The organism is Paraburkholderia solisilvae, from assembly GCF_902859875.1.
Lineage (GTDB): Bacteria > Pseudomonadota > Gammaproteobacteria > Burkholderiales > Burkholderiaceae > Paraburkholderia > Paraburkholderia solisilvae.
Window position 1 is genome coordinate 1 of the sequence record NZ_CADIKF010000034.1, and the last position, 20,385, is coordinate 20,385.

15 protein-coding genes and 1 riboswitch are annotated in these 20,385 nt (G+C 65.1%); of the genes, 4 read left to right on the top strand and 11 right to left on the bottom strand.

Annotated features, from left to right (window positions below; genetic code table 11):
- The 8 genes from HV675_RS20255 to HV675_RS20290 form a co-directional block, all read right to left on the bottom strand.
- The coding region (locus tag HV675_RS20255; protein ID WP_175112959.1) for an MlaA family lipoprotein at positions 1–767 on the bottom strand (767 nt) is incomplete at its 3' end.
- A 38-nt stretch (positions 768–805) separates the two neighbouring features.
- Entirely contained in the window at positions 806–1,339 is a 534-nt protein-coding gene (gene mlaD, locus HV675_RS20260; RefSeq protein ID WP_217478189.1) for an outer membrane lipid asymmetry maintenance protein MlaD, read from the bottom strand.
- 85 nt (positions 1,340–1,424) lie between these two features.
- Positions 1,425–2,192 (bottom strand): lipid asymmetry maintenance ABC transporter permease subunit MlaE, encoded by a 768-nt coding sequence (gene mlaE / locus HV675_RS20265; protein WP_175112899.1) that lies wholly within the window; start codon positions 2,190–2,192, stop codon positions 1,425–1,427.
- Positions 2,189–3,028, bottom strand: a complete 840-nt coding sequence (locus tag HV675_RS20270; protein ID WP_175112900.1) for an ABC transporter ATP-binding protein — start codon at positions 3,026–3,028, stop codon at positions 2,189–2,191. Before HV675_RS20270 ends, mlaE begins: the two co-directional genes overlap by 4 nt.
- 91 nt (positions 3,029–3,119) lie before the next feature.
- Positions 3,120–4,250, bottom strand: coding sequence for a thiamine phosphate synthase (gene thiE, locus HV675_RS20275; RefSeq protein WP_175112901.1), 1,131 nt, complete (start codon positions 4,248–4,250; stop codon positions 3,120–3,122).
- Positions 4,247–5,071 (bottom strand): thiazole synthase, encoded by an 825-nt coding sequence (locus tag HV675_RS20280; protein WP_175112902.1) that lies wholly within the window; start codon positions 5,069–5,071, stop codon positions 4,247–4,249. Before HV675_RS20280 ends, thiE begins: the two co-directional genes overlap by 4 nt.
- Before the next feature lie 86 nt (positions 5,072–5,157).
- Positions 5,158–5,355, bottom strand: coding sequence for a sulfur carrier protein ThiS (thiS, locus tag HV675_RS20285; RefSeq protein ID WP_175112903.1), 198 nt, complete (start codon positions 5,353–5,355; stop codon positions 5,158–5,160).
- An 85-nt stretch (positions 5,356–5,440) separates the two neighbouring features.
- On the bottom strand, positions 5,441–6,643 hold the full coding sequence (locus HV675_RS20290; RefSeq protein ID WP_175112960.1) for an FAD-dependent oxidoreductase: 1,203 nt from the start codon (positions 6,641–6,643) through the stop codon (positions 5,441–5,443).
- A 241-nt stretch (positions 6,644–6,884) separates the two neighbouring features.
- Positions 6,885–6,995: riboswitch (TPP riboswitch) on the bottom strand.
- Positions 6,996–7,344: 349 nt separating this feature from the next.
- Here HV675_RS20290 and HV675_RS20295 point away from each other — a divergent pair.
- Both HV675_RS20295 and HV675_RS20300 read left to right on the top strand, forming a co-directional pair.
- Complete coding sequence (locus HV675_RS20295) at positions 7,345–9,078, top strand: ABC transporter ATP-binding protein/permease (RefSeq protein ID WP_175112904.1); 1,734 nt, start codon at positions 7,345–7,347, stop codon at positions 9,076–9,078.
- Positions 9,079–9,515: 437 nt separating this feature from the next.
- Positions 9,516–10,781, top strand: coding sequence for a D-amino acid dehydrogenase (locus HV675_RS20300; RefSeq protein ID WP_175112905.1), 1,266 nt, complete (start codon positions 9,516–9,518; stop codon positions 10,779–10,781).
- Positions 10,782–11,089: 308 nt separating this feature from the next.
- Here the strand turns inward: HV675_RS20300 and HV675_RS20305 are convergent, their stop codons facing one another.
- The 3 genes from HV675_RS20305 to HV675_RS20315 form a co-directional block, all read right to left on the bottom strand.
- Positions 11,090–12,556 carry a glutamate synthase subunit beta gene (locus tag HV675_RS20305; protein WP_175112906.1) on the bottom strand — a complete coding sequence of 489 codons (1,467 nt, stop codon included), beginning with the start codon at positions 12,554–12,556 and terminating at the stop codon, positions 11,090–11,092.
- A gap of 130 nt (positions 12,557–12,686) precedes the next feature.
- Positions 12,687–17,405, bottom strand: a complete 4,719-nt coding sequence (locus HV675_RS20310) for a glutamate synthase-related protein (protein ID WP_175112907.1) — start codon at positions 17,403–17,405, stop codon at positions 12,687–12,689.
- Between the two features lie 376 nt (positions 17,406–17,781).
- A complete protein-coding gene (locus tag HV675_RS20315; protein WP_175112908.1) occupies positions 17,782–18,489 on the bottom strand; it encodes a transposase in 708 nt (235 codons plus the stop codon).
- 185 nt (positions 18,490–18,674) lie between these two features.
- Here HV675_RS20315 and HV675_RS20320 point away from each other — a divergent pair, with 185 nt between their 5' ends.
- On the top strand, positions 18,675–19,400 hold the full coding sequence (locus HV675_RS20320; protein ID WP_175112909.1) for an OmpW/AlkL family protein: 726 nt from the start codon (positions 18,675–18,677) through the stop codon (positions 19,398–19,400).
- Between the two features lie 426 nt (positions 19,401–19,826).
- Positions 19,827–20,204, top strand: a complete 378-nt coding sequence (locus HV675_RS20325) for an ElaB/YgaM/YqjD family protein (RefSeq protein WP_175112910.1) — start codon at positions 19,827–19,829, stop codon at positions 20,202–20,204.
- Positions 20,205–20,385: the final 181 nt, after the last annotated feature.

Sequence of the window (20,385 nt, forward strand, 5' to 3'; positions counted from 1 at the left end):
GGCGGCACCGCGCCGCCGCCGGGCACGGCGCCTGCCGCACCTGCGGCCGCGCCGTCCTGATCGTAGTTCGGCGGCGGGGCGCCTTCGCCATAGTTCGGCAGCGCGCCGCTGGTGCCGCCGGTCAGCAGATATTGGCGACGCTGCAGATAAGCGTTGCGCACGAACGAATACTTGTCGAGCGCGGCGCCTTCCAGCACGTCGCTCGCGCTCAGCAGGTTCGCGCGCGTGTTGATCAGGTTCACGCCCCACAGGCTCCAGCTGACCGCGTCCGAATCGATATACGTGATCGGACTCGCAAAGTAGTTGCCGATGTACCCGACCGCATCGCGCACCGTGCTCGGGCCGAACAGCGGCAGCACGAGGTACGGACCTGCCGGCACGCCATAGTGGCCGAGCGTCAGCCCGAGGTCGTTGTCGTGCTTCGGCAGCTTCGCGATCGTCGCGACGTCGAACAGGCCGCCGACGCCGAATACCGTGTTGATCACGATCCGCATGATGTCGCCGACGCCGTCAGCGATCTTCAGCTGCAGCAGGTTGTTCGCCGCGATATAGACGTCGCCGATATTCGAGAAGAAGTTCGTCACGCTGTCGCGCACCGGCTGCGGCGTGATCTTCACGTAGCCCTGCGCGACCGGCTTGAGCGCGTACTGGTCGATCTTGTCGTTGAACGTAAACACGCTGCGGTTGAGGCCTTCCCACGGATCCGCCTTGTTCGGCGTCTGCACGGTGGAACAGCCGGCAAGGGCCGCGGCGGCAAGCGCGATCATCGCAACGCGCTGGGGTTTGATCTGCACTCTTGTTCTCCTTATTGCGCCGCGCCCGAAGCGGGTTGAGCCGGGGCGGCCGTGGCCGGAGCGGCAGACGCCGCCGGCTTCGACGCGCCCGAATCGGCGGCCTTGCTATACAGGAACTGTCCGATCAGGTTCTCGAGCACGATCGCGGACTGCGTCATGGCGATCGTGTCGCCAGCCTTCAGCATGTCCGTGTCGCCGCCCGGCTCGAGCCCGATATATTGCTCACCGAGGAGCCCCGACGTGAGGATTTTCGCGGAGCTGTCTTTCGGAAACTGGTACTGCTTGTCGATGTCGATCGTGACCAGCGCCTGGTACGCGTTGCTGTCGAAACCGATCGACGCGACGCGGCCCACCGTCACGCCCGCGCTCTTCACCGGCGCGCGCGGCTTGAGGCCGCCGATATTGTCGAATTTCAGCTTGACCGGGTAGGTCGACTGGAACGACAGCGAACTCATGTTGCCGGCCTTCAGCGCGAGAAACAGCAGCGCAACGAAGCCCAGCACCACGAACAGGCCGACCCAGAAGTCGAGAGCAGTCTTTTTCATCGTCATCCCAAATTGAATCTTGCCGCACCGGCGCGCCGCGCAACGCGCGCGCACCCGGCGCGCGCCATCCGGCACACCGCGCGACCTAACTGAACATCAGTGCGGTCAGCAGGAAATCGAGGCCGAGTACTGCAAGCGATGCGTAAACGACCGTTTTCGTCGTCGCACGCGACACGCCTTCAGGTGTCGCCTTCGCTTCGTAGCCCTGGAAAAGCGCGATGAACGTCACCGCAAAACCAAACACAATGCTCTTGATCACGCCGTTGCCGACGTCGCGCCACACGTCGACACCGCCTTGCATCTGCGACCAGAACGCGCCCGCGTCGACGCCGATCAGCAGCACGCCCACCACGTAGCCGCCGAAGATGCCCACCGCGCTGAAAATGGCGGCGAGGATCGGCATCGCGATGATGCCCGCCCACATGCGCGGCGCAACGACGACCTTCACCGGATCGACCGCCATCATCTCCATCGCGGTCAGCTGCTCGCCGGCCTTCATCAGGCCGATTTCGGCGGTGAGCGACGTACCGGCGCGCCCGGCGAACAGCAGCGCGGTCACCACCGGCCCGAGTTCGCGCACGAGCGACAGCGCGACCAGCAGGCCGAGTGCCTGCTCGGAGCCGTAACGGTTCAGCGTGTAGTAACCCTGCAGCCCCAGCACGAAGCCGACGAACAGGCCCGACACCGCGATGATGACCAGCGAATAGTTACCGACAAAATGAATCTGCTTTGTGACAAGCCGGGGACGGCGCAGCAACGGAAAAAATTCGAGCACGAGGCGCACGAACAGGCGCGTCGCGTAACCGGCGGTGCCGAGGCCGCCCAGAACGGATCGTCCGATTGCCGAGATCATGAGCGCGCTCCGCCCTTATGGCCGTCATCAAGGCCGAAGTCCGCCGCCAGCGACGTGCTGCCCGGATAGTGAAACTTGAACGGACCGTCCGGCGCGCCGTCGATAAACTGCCGCACGACCGGGTCCGTCGACGCGCGCAATTCGGCCGGCGTGCCTTGCGCATGCACGCCGCCGTTCGCGAGGAAGTACACGTAGTCCGCGATCGCGAACGACTCCGGCACATCGTGCGTGACGAGAATCGACGTCGCATTGAGCGCCTGGTTCAGCGTGCGGATCAGATTCGCGGTGATGCCGAGGGAAATCGGGTCGAGGCCGGCGAACGGCTCGTCGTACATGATCAGTTCCGGATCGAGCGCAATCGCGCGGGCGAGCGCCACGCGCCGCGCCATGCCGCCGGAAATCTCCGATGGCGCCAGATCGCGCGCGCCGCGCAGGCCGACCGCGTTGAGCTTCATCAGCACGAGGTCGCGAATCAGGTCTTCCGGGAGATCGGTGTGCTCGCGTAGCGCGAATGCGACATTTTCGAACACCGACATGTCGGTGAAGAGCGCACCGAACTGAAACAGCATGCCCATCCGGCGGCGCAGCGCATACAGGCCGTCGCGCGTCTGCGCGCCGATATCCTCGCCGTGAAACAGCACCTGGCCGCGCCGCGCGCGTTCGAGGCCGCCGATCAGGCGCAGCACCGTCGTCTTGCCACACCCGGAGCCGCCCATGACCGCCACCACCTGACCGCGTCCGAAGCGCAGATTCAGGTTCGACAGAACGAGCCGCCCGCTGTTGTAACCGAAGTCGACGTCGCGCAGCTCGAGAAGGGTCTCGGGAGAAGAAGGCAACTCTGACAGTCCTTTTACACGGAAGGCGAATTATAGGGCCATCGTGAATTTGCTGCCGCGATGCATTCTGTCCCTTTACGCAATCTGACGTTTACTTTTCGAAAGACCTTTGAAGGGCGGCAGTGGCGGCCGCGGGGTCGGCGGCTTCGGTGACCGCGCGCACCAGCGCCGCGCTGCGCGCACCGGTCGCGAGCACGTCCGGCAGCACGTCGGCGCTGATACCGCCGATCGCGACGAGCGGCACCACGCCGTCGAGCAGCCGCACATAGCGCGCGAGCCGCGCGAGGCCTTGTGGCGCGGTCGGCATCACCTTGGTGGTGGTCGGGAACACGGCGCCGAGCGCGAGGTAGCTCGGCCGGAAATGCAGTGCGGTCAGCATTTCGTAATAGCCGTGCGTCGACAGGCCGAGGCGCAGGCCCGCTGCCGCGATCGCGTGGAGATCCGCGGTATGCACGTCTTCCTGGCCGAGGTGGACGCCGTATGCGTGGGCGTCGATGGCCGCCTGCCAGTGGTCGTTGATAAAGACACGCGCGTCGTGCTTGTGCCCGGCCGCGACCGAGCGCGCAATTTCGCTCGCGAGTTCGGCCGCGAGTGAGTCACCGCCGCCGGCCGTCTTGCGACGCAGCTGGATTGTCTTCACTCCGAAGCCGGCCACCCGCTCGACCCATTCGGCGCTCGGCAGCACCGGGTACAAGCCCAGATCGTGCGGACACGGCGCGAACGGCTGCGACGGCGCTGCCGGCAAGCCAACCACGCGCGGGAAACGCGCGAGATCGGTCGGCCACGCGTCGTCGCCGTGCTTTTCGTCGCCGCGCTTTTCGTCGCCGTCTCGCCACGCGAGCGCGAGCACCAATGCGTCGTGCGGCGCGAAACCGCAGTCGAGGAATGCGGCGAGCGCGGCGATCCAGTCTTCGGCCAACTGGCCTTCCAGCGCATAGCGCTCGCCGCCGAGATGCAAGGTCGCGCCGCGCTGGTCCGCTTCGATCACGCCGGCGCCTTGCACCTGCCAGCGCGCGATGTGCTCGTGTTGATGCTGCTCATCGGCGATCACGATCAGATCGCCGCCATTCGGCGCATCCGGCGGCGTCAGGCAGATGCGCCACGGCGCGTGCGTCGGCGGCCAGTCGCCAAGGCGCGCGCGAATCCGCTCGGCCGCCTCGGTCAGTTCATCGGCGGGCGGCCAGAAGAGGTCGCGGCCCGCGAGCTTCAGCGTCCCGGTCATGCTGCGGCACTCCCGTCCTGATGCCAGAACGGCATGCCGACCACTGGTGTGCTCGCATGCGCGGCTTCGCGCTCGGCCATCGGACCGGCGAGATACGCGGTGCGGCCGGCCTCGACGCCGAGCGCAAACGCACGCGCCATCGTCTCCGGATGCGTGGCCTGCGAGACCGCCGTGTTCAGCAGCACGCCGTCGAAGCCCCACTCCATCACCTGGCTCGCGTGCGACGGCACGCCGAGTCCGGCATCGACGATCAGCGGCACGTCGGGCAGCCGCTCGCGCAGCACGCGCAGTCCGTAAGGATTGACCAGCCCCTTGCCGGTGCCGATCGGCGCGCCCCATGGCATCAACGCCTCGCAACCGGCATCGAGCAGACGCCGGCCGATCACCAGATCTTCGGTGCAGTACGGCAGCACCTTGAAGCCTTCCTTCACGAGCCTGGCGGCCGCTTCGATCAGGCCGACCGGGTCGGGCTGCAGCGTGTAGTCGTCGCCGATCAGTTCGAGCTTGATCCAGTCGGTTTCGAATACCTCGCGCGCCATCTGCGCGGTGGTGATGACCTCGCCGACGCTCTGGCAGCCGGCCGTGTTCGGCAGGAGCGGCACCGCGTGGCGCTTGAGCAGATCGAAGAAGCCCGCCTGCGCGCCGGCTTCGTTCATCTGCCGGCGCAGCGCGACGGTGACCATGCCCGGACGTGCGGCCGCGATCGAATCGGACAGCGATTGCAGCGACGGATAGCGCGACGTGCCGAGCAGCACGCGGCTTGCGAAAGTCTCGCCGTACAGCGTGAGCGCGTCGGCGGGCGCGGCATGAGTGGAAGTCATCGGTCAGTCCTTGCCTGTGGCGGTTGCCTTGGGTCTTTGCCCGGTGTCGGTTGAAGAGCGGCGGGGGCGTGCTGAGGCCGGGTGGTCTAGCCGCCCGCGACCGGATGCACGACGTCGAGCCGGTCGCCCGCATTCAGCGCGCGCGCCGCATGCTGCTTGCGCGCGACGAAATCGCCGTTGAGCGCCACGGCGAACGGCGGCTGAGCGCCGAACGCGGCGAGCGCATCGGCGACGGTCGCACCGTCGGGCAACGTCAGCGGCTTCTGGTTGATCTGGATGTCCATGATGGCTTTGAATCTGTCTCTGTCTGGTTCGCGAATCTACGTTCGAATCTGCATTGCGGGCCGCGGGTCATGATGAAGGCCCGGTTCAAGCCGGCTCGCGCACGGTATCGCGCGGGTTCCGATGGTCGAGATGGAACAGCTCGTTCCAGCGCGCGCCCTGCTTCCAGTTCGTGAAAGCATCCGCATCGGCAAGCTTGTTGTCGGCGAGCGCGAGCGCGAAGCGCACCGCTTCGTCCGCGACCTCGGGCGCGATCATGTAGCCGTGCCGATACAGGCCATTCACGCGCAGCGTCTGCGCACCGTCCCACACGAGCGCCGGACGATGGTCGGGCAAGGTCGGCCGGCACTGCGCGTTCAGTTCGAGAATGCGTGCCTCGCCGAAGCCCGGATGCACGGAAAACGCGGCGCTCAGCAACTCGAGCGCGGAACGCACGCTGACCGGCGACATGTCCTCGCCTTCCACCTCGGTTGCGCCGATCACATACAGGTCGTTCTGCTTCGGCGCGACGTACAGCGGGTAGCGCGGGTGCAGCAGCCGCACCGGACGCGCAAGTCCGATGCCCGGCGCGTGCACGCGCGCGACCTCGCCGCGAATGCCGCGCAGCGTCGGCAGCACCGGCTTCGCGCCCAGACCGCGGCAATCGATCGTCACGTGCGCGGCGGGCAATGCGTGGTCGTCGACCGGCGTGTTCCAGTGCGTCTCCACGCCGCGCTCGACGAGGCCCGCGGCCAATGCGGCGAGCACCTGGCGGTTGTCGAGCTGGCCTTCATGCGGCAGCAGCCAGCCTTGCGTAAAGCGGCCGGCAAGCGCCGGTTCCGCCGCGTTGATCTGCGCGCCGGACAACGCGAGCAGACCGCCGTCGAGCAGTTCGGCCGGCGCATTCGCGCGCAGCCGGCGCTCGAAGAGCGGCGCCTCGCTGCGATCGCTGTGATGCCAGACGACAAGTGTGCCGTTGCGCTGAAAGAACACCGGCTGCGGCAGTTCGGCAAGGATGCGCGGCCAGCTGTCGAGCGACGCCGCACCGAGCCGGGTGATCAGCAACTCCGCGCTGGCGGCTTCGGCAAGCGGCGCGAGCATCGCCGCGGCGACCCACGCGGCCGATTGCGAGCCGGCTGCATCGCCGCGCTCGTACAGCGCGACGCGATGCCCCGCGCCCGCGAGCCGCCACGCGACGAGCCGGCCGCACAGGCCGCCGCCGATCACCGCGAAATCGGGCCGCTGACCGGCCCGTGCAGCGGAGTGCTGCGAGCCGGAGTCGGGCTGCAACGCAGGCCGCGAAGCTGACATCACAGGCGCGTTCATCTCGACCGCTCCTTGCGCAGCGCAGCAATACGCGGCGCGACACGCGGAACGGTGCGACAACAGGCCTGACAGAAGACTGAAGAATGAGCGGTCATCGTATCCTTTCCGTACGGCAACAAAATGCACGTACCCAAGGACGAAACACGCGGAGGCGGCGGCGGTAGACGCAGCGGCAGGTGATCCGGCCGGGCGCACGGCTTTCAGATGGAAGGCCGCCCGACAGGAAACGAAAGACTTCGAAACTTCCCGCGCCGGTATTACCCGGATCGGGTGCGAAGGGTCTCTCTCAGCCTCACCGCGACGTGTGGTCCGCGTTAAAGCACCCCTGTTTCGTCCAGGTCATTAGACCATAAAAGACCTGTCGCGCAAACCCGGAGGTTGTGCGGGCCGTAGCGACGCATCGCGCGCTTGCGTTGCCGTGTGAAGGCTAAACGCGAAGCACATTCCGATAGGAGCCGCTCTGGCGGCATCTGACATAATGCGCGACACGCGGTCGGTTCGACACGCGGCGCGAGCCGCGACCGATCCGGCCATGATTGACAGCCGGTGCACCGAACCCGCGGCTCCCGGCGCCGATTAAGCTCCGGTTAAGCCGCGGCCGCGACAATCGCGCCTCGTACGCCGGAGCGCGAACGCGTCACCGTGTCGCCCCGCGTGCCGCGACGAGTTGCTTTAAAGGACGCTTTATGACCGAAAACCCGAACAGCTCCGCGGACATCACCGCGTGGGGTCTCATCAAGCCCTACTGGGTGTCCGAGGACAAATGGCGCGCATGGGGCCTGCTCGCGATCGTCATCGCGATGAACATGACGATGGTGGCCGCCAATGTCTGGTTCAACCGCTGGCAAGGCATCTTCTTCGATGCGATCCAGCAATATAACTACCCGGTTTTCAAGCATTCGCTGCTGCAGTTCACGGTCATCGCGCTCGCGTTGATCCTGCTCGGTTCATACCGCACGTACTTTCGCCAGATGCTCGAATTCCGCTGGCGGCAATGGCTCACGACGAAGTACCTGAACCAGTGGCTCGGCGACGACGCGTACTACCGGATCGAACGCGATCGCCTCGCCGACAACCCCGACCAGCGGGTCTCCGCCGACCTGCAAGGGCTCGCGAGCAACACGCTGAACCTGTCGCTCGGCCTGCTGTCGACCACCGTCACGCTGTTCTCGTTCATCGTGATCCTGTGGAACCTGTCCGGTTCGCTCGCGTTCCACGTGTTCGGCACCGAAGTGTCGATTCCCGGTTACATGGTATGGGTCGCGCTCATCTACGCGGCGATCGGTTCGTGGATCACGCACAAGGTCAACCACCCGCTCGTGTCGATCAACTATCAGCAGCAGCGCGTCGAAGCGGACTTCCGTTTCTCGCTGATCCGCATTCGCGAGAACGCCGATCAGATCGCGCTGTATCGCGGCGAAGAGGCCGAAGAGAAATCGCTGCAAGGCGTGTTCGGCCATATCCGCGACAACTGGCGGCTCGTGATGCGCTTCACGCGGCGCCTGTCGATCGTCGTGATCAGCTACTCGCAGCTCGCGATCGTATTTCCGTATATCGCGGCCGCGCCGAAGTACTTTTCGAAGAGCATTTCGTTCGGCGTCTACCAGCAGGTGACGAGCGCATTCGGCACCGTCAGCGATTCGTTCTCATGGTTCATCAATAATTACGATTCGCTCGCCGAGTGGCGCGCGACGGTCAACCGTCTGCGGGAATTCCATCGCGTGATGCGCGAGCAGCATCTACATGAATCGGTGGTCGACGGCACCGCGCACGGCGGCATCAACACGCATCTGACGGACACCCAGGTGCTCGACGTGAAAGACCTCATGCTGAAGCGTCCGAACGGACAGCCGATCGCCGCGATCGGCTCGTTCCGGATCGCGCCGAAGTCCCGCTGGCTCGTGCGCGGACCGTCCGGCGCCGGCAAGAGCACGCTGCTGCGCGCGCTCGCGGGCCTGTGGCCGTTCGGCGAAGGCACGATCGAAGCGCCGGCCGGCGCGAAGCTGCTGTTCATTCCGCAGCGCAGCTATCTGCCGATCGGCACGCTGAAGGGCGCACTGTGCTACCCGTCGGTCGACGACACGTTCAGCGACGACGCGTGCCGCGACGTGCTGGTTGCGTGCCGGCTGCCCGAACTGGCCGAGCGTCTGGCCGAATCGGCGCATTGGGAGCGCACGCTGTCGCCGGGCGAGCAGCAACGCGTCGCCGCCGCGCGCGCGCTGCTGCAAAAGCCCGACTTCCTGTTCCTCGACGAAGCAACGAGCGCGCTCGATCCGGACAACGAAGCCGCCATCTACACCGCGCTCACCGAACGGCTCGCGGACGCGGCGATCGTGAGCGTCGCGCATCGCAAGACGCTCGAAGCATTCCACGACCAGACGCTGTATGTGGAGCACGCGGTCGAACGCGAGGCCGCGTAAGCGGCGCGGCGCGCACGGTTCCATCTGACGGCGGGCGCGTCACCTGGCTGACGCGCCCGCCGTTGACGTACGCCGACCCTCTCGTTGCGTATGCAACGCTCCTTCCCGCTCGCTGGTGCTGCGTTCTTGACGCACCCGATGCGCCGCTCGACGCGGCCCGTGCAACACGATCGGCTGTACCCTCGGGCGCGATCCGCAGTTCCGGCCCAGGCTTCTGCCGCAAGCCTGGTCACGGCGCCAGTTCGTGGTTTCCGATCCTTGTCGACACGCCGCTGCCGTAATCGATGACGCTCGTGCAAGCGGTCGGCGCGATTGACGCGATCGCGGGCGTCGGCTATCGGATCGTGATCATCGCGGCGCGGTGTCTGCCGCAAAAAAAACCCAGGGTAAATCGCTCGCGCCAGCGGCTTCTGCCGTCTGATGTTACTTTCGCGAGCATGAAAACAATCGTTCTCGGCGCCGGCGTGATCGGCGTTGCCACAGCTTTCTATTTGCGTGAGCGCGGTTGCGACGTCACGGTGATCGAACGCGAAACGGACGTCGCGCTCGAAACGAGTTTCGCCAACGCAGGCGTGATCGCGCCGGGCTATGCGACGCCGTGGGCCGCGCCCGGCATGCCCGCGAAAATCCTCAAATATCTGTTCAGGCCCGCGTCGCCGCTGATCTTCCGGCCGACGCTCGATGCCGCGCAATGGCGCTGGATAGGCCGCTGGCTGCGCGAATGCGAGCTCGCGCGATTCCGTGTGAACAAACAGCGGATGCAGCGCATCGCGTACTACAGCCGCGCGTGCCTGCATGAATTGCGCGCCGCGCATCCGTTCGAATACGGGCGCAGCGAAGGCTATCTGCAGCTTTTTCGCAGCGCCTACGACGTCGAGCTTGCGCAGCCCGCGCTTGCGATTCTGCGCGACGCCGGCATCCCGCACCGCGAACTGAACGGCGCACAATGCGCGGCCATCGAACCGGGGCTGCGCTGGGCGCGCAAGGCGCCGGCCGCGGGCCTCTATCTGCCCGATGACGAAGCCGGCGACTGCGCCGCGTTCACGCGTGAACTGCGCGCAATCTGCGAGCGGCGCGGCGTGCGGTTCCGCTTCGATACGCGCGTGACGGCGCTCGACGTGCGCGGCGGGACGGCGCGCGGCGTGCATGTCGAGAGCGCGCACGGCAGCGAGACGCTGACGGCTGCCGCGGTGGTGGTTGCCGCGGGTGTCGACAGCGCCGGGTTGCTTGCGCCGCTTGGCGTGCGCGTACCGCTCTATCCGGTAAAGGGCTACTCGGCGACGCTGCAGATCATCGACGAGCGGAAAGCGCCGCGCGCCGCGCTGATGGACGAAGCGTTGAAAACGGCAATCACGCGGCTCGGATCCAATCTGCGCATCGCCGGCACCGCGGAACTCGGCGACCGGCAAGCGACGCTGCGCGAACAGTCGCTGCGCACGCTGCTGAAAGTGCTCGACGACTGGTTTCCGCACGCGAGCGTGCCGTCATCCGCGCAATTCTGGGTCGGACGCCGGCCGATGACGCCCGACGGCGCACCGCTGCTTGGGCCGTCCGGTATCGATCACCTGTGGCTGAATATCGGACACGGCTCGACCGGCTGGGCGATGGCGCTCGGCTCCGGACGCGTGGTCGCCGATCTCGTCGCGCAGAAGCGGCCGGAGATCGATCTCGATGGGCTGACGGTTGCGCGTTATCACGGCTGAGCGGGAGAGCAGCTGAGCGGGAGAGCGGCTGAGCGGCTGAGCGGCTGAGCGGCTGAGCGGCGCATGTGACCACGGCCACGAAACCACAGCAAGCGCCTCACACACCATCACCACCCGCATGCACCGCAAAATAAAAGGCCGGACCACCCTTGCGGGTGCCCGGCCTGCGGGCCATGCCCTGGGATCCAGTCCCTCGGGTCATCTCCCTGTACTGCGGTTGTCGTCTCCACCTCTTCCTGCAAAAGCCTTGCTTCGTCGCCGGCGCCTGGCTTTGCCAGCCCCGGCGGCATCAGGAGACGCTCCTGCGGTTAGCGCGGCAACTCCGAGCTGCCCATCAGGAAGGCATCCACCGAACGCGCGCACTGCCGCCCTTCGCGGATCGCCCACACCACCAGCGACTGCCCGCGGCGCATATCGCCCGCGGTGAACACCTTGTCGACCGACGTGTAATACGCCTTGTCGCCTTCCGTCGACGCACGCACGTTGCCGCGCGCATCCTTGTCGACGCCGAACCCTTCGAGCACCGGCGACACCGGCTGCGTAAAGCCCATCGCGAGCAGCACGAGGTCGGCCTTCATTTCGAACTCCGAACCCGACACTTCCTGCATCTTGCCGTCCTTCCACTCGACGCGCACGGCGATCAGCTTTTCGACCTTGCCGTTCTTGCCTTCGAAGCGCTTGGTCGCCACCGCCCAGTCGCGCTCGCAGCCTTCCTCGTGCGACGACGACGTGCGCAGCTTGACCGGCCAGTACGGCCATACGAGCGGCTTGTTCTCTTCTTCGGGCGGCTGCGGCAGCAGTTCGAATTGCGTGACCGCCTTCGCGCCGTGACGGTTCGACGTACCGACGCAGTCCGAGCCGGTATCGCCGCCGCCGATCACGATCACATGCTTGCCTTTCGCGAGAATCTGCTCTGCGACCTTGTCGCCCGCGTTGACCTTGTTCTGCTGCGGCAAAAATTCCATCGCGTAGTGGATACCCGCGAGCTCGCGCCCCGGCACCGGCAAATCGCGCGGCGTTTCCGAGCCGCCCGCGATTACGATCGCGTCGAACTGATCCTTCAGCTCGTCGGGCGTGATTGTTTCCTTCGCAGTATTGCCGATGTACGGCGGCAGCGCGTCCTTGCCGATAAACACATTCGCGCGGAACGTCACGCCTTCGGCTTCCATCTGACGCATCCGGCGGTCGATCAGCCACTTCTCGAGCTTGAAGTCCGGGATGCCATAGCGCAGCAGACCGCCGATGCGGTCGTTCTTTTCAAACACCGTCACGTCATGGCCGGCGCGCGCCAGTTGCTGCGCGACCGCGAGTCCCGCCGGGCCCGAGCCGACCACCGCCACTTTCTTGCCGGTCTTGTGCTTCGGCGGCTGCGGCGCAACCCAGCCTTCAGCCCAGGCCTTGTCGATGATCGCGTGTTCGATCGACTTGATACCGACCGGGTCGTCGCTGATGCCGAGCGTGCACGCGGCCTCGCACGGCGCCGGGCAGATGCGGCCCGTGAACTCCGGGAAGTTGTTCGTCGAATGCAGGACTTCGATCGCGCTCTTCCAGTCCTGGCGGAACACGAGGTCGTTGAAGTCCGGAATGATGTTGTTGACCGGGCAGCCGTTGTTGCAGAACGGGATGCCGCAGTCCATGCAGCGCGCGCCTTGAATCTTCGCGTCGTCATCGGTCAGCGCCGACACGAATTCCTTGTAGTGCTTCACACGCGTGAGCGGAGCTTCGTACGCCTCGTGGCGGCGTTCGAACTCGAGAAAACCGGTTGCCTTGCCCATGTGCTTCTCTTGTCTATCAGATCGGTGGGGGGCGAAACCCGCCGCCGCACAGTCGTGCTGCAGGCGGCGGGTGCGCAGATTGATTTCGTTGCTACAGGCTGACGTCGCCTCGCTTCAATGAGCCGGCGAATCAGGCCGCAAGCACTTCCTTGCTGGCCTTCTTCGCGCCCAGCTCGCCAAGCGCGCGCTTGTACTCGGTCGGGAAGACCTTCACGAACTGGCGGCGCGCCGCGTCCCAGTTCTCGAGCAGCGCCTTGGCGCGCGGCGAGCCGGTGAACTGGAAGTGACGCTCGATCAGACCTTTGAGCAGCACTTCGTCAGTCTCGCCCGCGTGCCACAACGCCTTGTCGATCGTGCGTTCCTGCTCGGCCTGCTGCAGCACCGGATCGAGCGCGACCATCGACTTGTTGCACTTGCTCGCGAACGTGCCGTCCGGGTCGTACACATACGCGATACCGCCCGACATGCCGGCCGCGAAGTTGCGCCCCGTCTCGCCGAGCACGACCACCGAGCCGCCGGTCATGTATTCGCAGCCGTGGTCGCCGGTACCCTCGACGACCGCCGTCGCGCCCGAGTTGCGCACGCAGAAGCGCTCGCCCGCGACGCCGCGGAAGAACGACTCGCCTTCGATCGCGCCGTACATCACCGTATTGCCGCAGATGATGTTTTCCTCGGACTTGCCGCGGAAGTCGTTGGTCGGACGGATGATGATCCGGCCGCCCGACAGACCCTTGCCGACATAGTCGTTGCCGTCGCCGACGAGGTCGAGCGTGACGCCCTTCGCGAGGAACGCGCCGAAGCTCTGGCCCGCGGTGCCCTTCAGCTGGATATGAACCGTATCGTCGGGCAAACCGTCGTGACCGTACTTCTTCGCGATCATGCCGGACAGCATCGCGCCGACCGTGCGGTTCACGTTGCGCACCGGCTGGATAAACGACACGTGCTCGCCCTTTTCGAGCGCGGCCTTCGCCTTTTCGATCAGCGTGTGATCGAGCGCGCGGTCGAGGCCGTGGTCCTGCGATTCGACATGCAGGCGTGCGACTTCGGCCGGCACTTCCGGCTGGTAGAACACGCGCGAGAAGTCAAGACCCTTCGCCTTCCAGTGCTCGATGCCCTTCTTCATGTCGAGCAGATCCGAGCGGCCGATCAGCTCGTCGAACTTGCGCACGCCCAGTTGCGCCATGATCTCGCGCACTTCCTCGGCGATAAAGAAGAAGAAATTTACGACGTGCTCCGGCTGCCCCTTGAACTTCGCGCGCAGCACCGGATCTTGCGTCGCAACACCGACCGGGCACGTGTTCAGATGGCACTTGCGCATCATGATGCAGCCTTCGACGACGAGCGGCGCCGTCGCGAAGCCGAACTCGTCCGCGCCGAGCAGCGCGCCGATCACGACGTCGCGGCCGGTCTTCATCTGGCCGTCGGCCTGCACGCGGATACGGCCGCGCAGGCGGTTCAGCACCAGCGTCTGCTGCGTTTCCGCGAGACCGAGTTCCCACGGCGTGCCCGCATGCTTGATCGACGACAGCGGCGACGCGCCGGTGCCGCCGTCATGGCCGGCGATCACGACGTGATCGGCCTTCGCTTTCGCGACACCCGCGGCGACCGTCCCGACACCCGCTTCCGACACGAGCTTCACCGAGATGCTCGACGGCGGGTTCACGTTCTTCAGATCGTGAATCAGCTGCGCGAGGTCTTCGATCGAGTAGATGTCGTGGTGCGGCGGCGGCGAAATCAGGCCGACGCCCGGCACCGAGTAACGCAGCTTGCCGATATAGTCGGACACCTTGTGACCCGGCAGCTGGCCGCCTTCGCCCGGCTTCGCGCCTTGCGCCATCTTGATCTGGATCTGGTCGGCCGACGCGAGATACTCGGCCGTCACGCCGAAGCGGCCGGACGCGACCTGCTTGATCTTCGAGCGCAGCGAATCGCCATCCTTCAACGGAATGTCGACGATCACTTCATCGCCGATCACCGACTTCATCGTGTCGCCGTTCTTGATCGGGATGCCGCGCAGGTCGTTGCGATAGCGCTTTTCGTCCTCGCCGCCTTCGCCGGTGTTCGACTTGCCGCCGATCCGGTTCATCGCGACCGCGAGCGTCGCATGCGCTTCGGTCGAAATCGAGCCGAGCGACATCGCGCCCGTCGCAAAACGCTTGACGATGTCCTTCGCCGACTCGACTTCGTCGAGCGCGATCGCGCGCATCGGGTCGAACTTGAACTCGAACAGGCCGCGGAACGTCATGTGGCGCTTCGTCTGATCGTTGATCAGATGCGCGTATTCCTTGTACGTCTGATACGAGTTGCTGCGCGCCGAGTGCTGCAGCTTCGCGATCGCATCCGGCGTCCACATATGTTCTTCGCCGCGCACGCGGTACGCGTATTCACCGCCGGCGTCGAGCATCGTCGCGAGCACCGGGTCGTTGCCGAATGCTTCGCGATGCAGACGGATTGCTTCTTCCGCCACGTCGAAGAGACCAATGCCGCCGACCCGCGACGACGTGCCCTTGAAATACTTCAGCACGAGGTCTTCGGCGAGGCCGACCGCTTCGAAAATCTGCGCGCCGGTGTACGACATGTACGTCGAAATGCCCATCTTCGACATGACCTTCTGCAAGCCCTTGCCGACCGCCTTCGTGAAGTTGTAGATCGCCTTGTCCGCCGACAGGTCGCCCTTCAGGCCGGCCGCGAGCTGCGCGAGCGTTTCCATCGCGAGGTACGGGTGCACGGCTTCCGCACCATAGCCCGCGAGCAGCGCGAAGTGGTGCGTTTCACGCGCCGAACCCGTTTCGACGACCAGACCCGTGCTCGTGCGCAGACCTTGCGTGACGAGGTGCGTGTGAATCGCGGAGGTCGCGAGCAGCGCCGGAATCGCGACGTTGTCGCGGTCGGTCTTGCGGTCCGACACGATCAGCATGTTGTAGCCGGACTTCACCGCGTCGACCGCTTCCGCGCACAGCGAAGCGAGGCGCGCTTCGATGCCTTCCTTGCCCCATGCGACCGGATAGCAGATGTTCAGCTCGTACGAGCTGAACTTGCCGCCCGTGTACTGATCGATCGCGCGGATCTTCGCGATGTCCTTGAAGTCGAGCACCGGCTGCGACACTTCGAGACGCATCGGCGGGTTGATGTTGTTCGTGTCGAGCAGGTTCGGCTTCGGGCCGACGAACGACACCAGCGACATCACCATGTTTTCGCGGATCGGGTCGATCGGCGGGTTCGTCACCTGCGCGAACAGCTGCTTGAAGTAGTGGTACAGCGTCTTGTTCTTGTTCGACATGACGGCGAGCGGCGAGTCGTTGCCCATCGAGCCGACCGCTTCTTCGCCCGCCTGCGCCATCGGCGCCATCAGGAACTTCAGGTCTTCCTGCGTATAGCCGAACGCCTGCTGGCGGTCGAGCAGCGCGGCCGCTTCGCGGCGCTCCGTCACGACGTCCTCGGCCTTCGCTTCGATCTCGTCGAGCTTGATGCGCACCGCGTCGATCCAGCTCTTGTACGGCTTCGCGTTCGCGAGGTTGTCCTTGAGCTCCTTGTCGTCGATGATGCGGCCCTGGTCCATGTCGATCAGGAACATCTTGCCCGGCTGCAGACGCCACTTCTTGACGATCTTCGATTCGGGAATGGGCAGCACGCCCGCTTCCGACGCCATGATCACGAAATCGTCGTCGGTGACGAGATAGCGCGCCGGACGCAGACCGTTACGGTCGAGCGTCGCGCCGATCTGGCGGCCGTCGGTGAATGCAATCGCGGCGGGGCCGTCCCACGGCTCCATCATCGCGGCGTGGTACTCGTAGAACGCGCGGCGGTTGTCGTCCATCAGCGTGTGCTGTTCCCACGCTTCCGGAATCATCATCATCATCGCGTGGACGAGCGGGTAGCCCGCCATCAGCAGCAGTTCGAGGCAGTTGTCGAACGACGCGGTGTCGGATTGGCCCGGATAGATGAGCGGCCACAGCTTCGGCAGATCGTCGCCGAGCACGTGCGACGCGATCGCGCCGGTGCGCGCGTTCAGCCAGTTGACGTTGCCCTTCACCGTGTTGATTTCGCCGTTGTGCGCGATGAGGCGGTACGGGTGCGCCAGTTCCCAGGCCGGGAAGGTGTTGGTCGAGAAGCGCTGGTGCACGAGCGCCAGCGCCGACACGACGCGCTCGTCCTGCAGGTCGCGGTAGTACACGCCGACCTGGCCCGCGAGCAGCAGGCCCTTGTAGACGATCGTGCGCGCCGACATCGACGGCACGAAGTATTCCTTGCCGTGCTTGAGCTTCAGCGCCTGGATGCGGTGGCTCGCGGTCTTGCGGATCACGTACAGCTTCCGCTCGAGCGCGTCGGTGACCATGATGTCCTTGCCGCGGCCGATGAAGATCTGGCGGATCAGCGGCTCGGTGGCCTTCACGGTCGGCGAAATCGGCATCGCGTGGTCGACCGGCACATCGCGCCAGCCGAGCACGACCTGGCCTTCCGCCTTCACGGTGCGCTCGAGCTCCTGCTCGCACGCGAGGCGCGATGCATGTTCCTTCGGCAGGAAGATCATGCCGACGCCGTATTCGCCGGCAGGCGGCAGCGTCACGCCTTGCCGCGCCATTTCCTCGCGGTAGTAGCCGTCCGGGATCTGGATCAGGATGCCCGCGCCGTCGCCCATCAGCGGATCGGCGCCGACCGCGCCGCGGTGATCGAGATTCTCGAGAATCTTCAGGCCCTGCTCGATGATCGCGTGGCTTTTCTTGCCCTTGATATGCGCGACGAAGCCGACGCCGCACGCGTCGTGTTCGTTTTGCGGGTCGTACAGACCTTGCGCCTCGGGAACCAGGGCGTGCGCGCTCGCGCTGATCGGTTGCTGTTGGTCTTTCATGGGGGACACCGTCTGTCAGGGGCCGGGGCGGCCGTTAAATCGCGTACTGCGTCGCGTACTGCCGTTTTCTTGTTGCCGGCAGCGGTGTGGGGAACGCCGCTGCATCCGCGCGGGAGCCGGGGCAGGCTGCGCCCCGATTCGCCGGAATTCGGAATATACGCGACGAATCAATCAAATAGCAAACAAAACGTGATGATCGAACCCCTATTTTCACAATGATGCATCGCGTGATAATTTTATTGGTTCCACATCAAATCGCGGCGGAAGAAAACGGCATGCGAAGATGCCGTCGTTCCTGTGCAGATCCGTCGATGCCGGCCCGGGAGTTCGCAGCCCGGCGGACGCCGGCTCGACCCGGTCCGGCGTGCCGCGGCGGTCACTGGGTCTGCGGCGTCTCGCGGACTTTGCGCGGCCGCCCGCGCGGCAGCGGCGACACGCGGCGGTTCGCGGCGCGCGCCGCCCATTCGCGATACGTATCGCTGCCGAGCACCCAGCCTTTGAGTGTCGCCTGCTGCAACTGACTGGCTTCGCGTTCGTCGAGCGGCTGTTCGCATAGCTCGCGATACGCGCGCTGCCGCTCGAACGGCGTATTGCCGAGCGACCAGTACAACGGATGATCGGTGATCAGGCTATCGAGCGTCAGGCCGATGTGATGACGGTAGCTCGACCACCGGTACTCCTCGGGTGTCGCGACGAGCTGCCCGCGCACCGGCGACATCTCGACGACCCGGCTCGCAAGCAGAAAGTAGCGCTCGCCCTCGATCACGGTCGCGCGATAGCGGCCTTCCCACAAGGTGCCGCGTCGCGAGTAGCGACGGTTGAAGTGCGCGACGTAGCGTCGGCCGACGGCCTGCATCGCCTTCGGCAGGCTCGACTCGTCGGTGGGCGTGACGAGCAGTTGCACCGCGCCCGGCATCAGCGCGTACGCATGAACCGCGAGGTGATGATCGCGTGAAGCCGCCTTCAGGCAATCGATGAAGAGCTCGTAGTCCTGGTCGTCGACAAACGCGGGCTGCTGGTCGAGTCCGCGCAGGATCACGTGCTGCGGCTGGTCAGGAACATAAAGACGTGCAAGCCGTGCCATGCTGGATTATCCAAATTCGCGTTGGTACATACCCGAAGGTCCGACAGGCGCCACCGGCGCGGCGTTCCGCGCGACGGGCCTGAGCCAGAAACCGCGCATCGTCCAGAGTGAACGCTCTAGCCGACGCGTATGGTTTGTTTCAAACGTAGTCTTCATAATGTGCGGGCCTTTCAGGAGGAGCACATATGAAATTAAAACAGGCCATCACGGGGGCCGTTGCATTCGCATGCATATCGACTGCAGCTCACGCTCAAACGGCCGGAAGCTTTTACGTCACGACAGGCTGGTTCCATCTTGCGCCTCAGTCCAGTAGTGATCCGTTGAAGGAGACAAGCGTCGGCGGCACGCCCGTTAACATCACAGCGCCGAACACAGGCGCCAAGATCAGCAGTGCGGATACAGCCGGTTTCACCGCGGGCTACTTCATCACCGATCATATCGTCGCGCAGTTCGACATGGGCATTCCACCGACCTTCGACATCAAAGGCACGGGCCAGCTCGAACAGTTCGGCAAGCTCGGCGAAGCGAAACAGTGGAGCCCTGCGCTGCTGCTCAAGTACTACTTTCTCGCACCGCAATCGAAGTTCCGTCCGTATGTCGGCATCGGCGTGAGCCGCGTCTGGTTCACCGATGAGAAAATCACGAACGGCGCCTTCGAACAAGCCGTGCTGCATGGTCCGACCACGGTTACCACGGATAGTTCGTGGGCGCCTGTGTTTAATGCGGGCTTCACGTACGCGTTCACCGAACACTGGTTCGCAGGGTTCTCGATTTCGTATCTGCCGGTCAGCACGACAGCGAAGCTGAATACCGCTGCGCAAACGCCGGTCGGCACGCTTAACGTGCAGTCCCAAACCAAGATTCGACTCAACCCGATCGTCACGCTGCTGAGCGTCGGCTATCGGTTCTAACCTAGGTTAGACGAGTTTTTCTGCGTTGGACAACGCCGTCGCGCGCTGCGCAGCGGCGTTTTCGTTTTTGCGCAATCGCACGTCGCGATTGGGGCGTATGCCTGGTCAACCGTGCAAGCATTGTAAATTTGACGCCCGGCAAGAGTTGCCGCTGAAAATTCTGCTGGATGGCGCAGCCGCGTGCCTTTGCACGCGGCGAAACATCGCGGCGCGAGGCAGCGCGCTGCGGCGCTGGCTGCTTGCCGATCGTCTGTTGTGCAATGATCCCTTGGCCTGCGCAACCTGACCGTATGCGTGGCGCTTCGTCGTGAGCGCTTTCGCTTCGCCCGGCAGGCATCGAAGTTGCGTTCTGTTGGATTTACCGCTGAATTTGCCGTGTCGAACAGCGGGGCCATTCATCAAACCATCATCATCGACGGAGCGACCATGACAGCACTACCGAATACGCGAGATGCCATCGGCGAATCCTGGACGACCACGGGGCGTCGGGCACGCCGCATTGCGCGGCACAGCCGTCACGCCGCGGAAGACATTGCGGCCGAACTGCGCACGCTGATGAACGAACTCGAAAGCACGCTCGGCGACGGCACGCAAGCCGATGCGGCAGCGCTGCGCTCGCAGGTGCGCAAACGCCTCGATGACGCGCGCGAGCGGCTCAACGAAACACGCGCTGTCGTGCGCGAGCGTGCGCACGATGCGCTGGTCGGCGCGGATGAATATGTGCATGAGAACCCGTGGCGTACGCTGGCTGTGGTTGGCGCGGTTGCGCTGATCACAGGCGTGCTGTTGTCGCGCAGCCGTTGAGGACGCATTGGTGCGGGGTTGATCGCCCATTGTTGGGGCGTTGATACGCGCCGCACGCGGGCCGTGTGTGCGTGCGCCTGAGCGTGCATCCGCGCGCACGTGCTGACGCTCGATTCTTGTAGCGTGTAGCGCAACCGCCGTGTTGATGCTGATTTCCTCGCTTTGCGCCGGCCGCATGGGC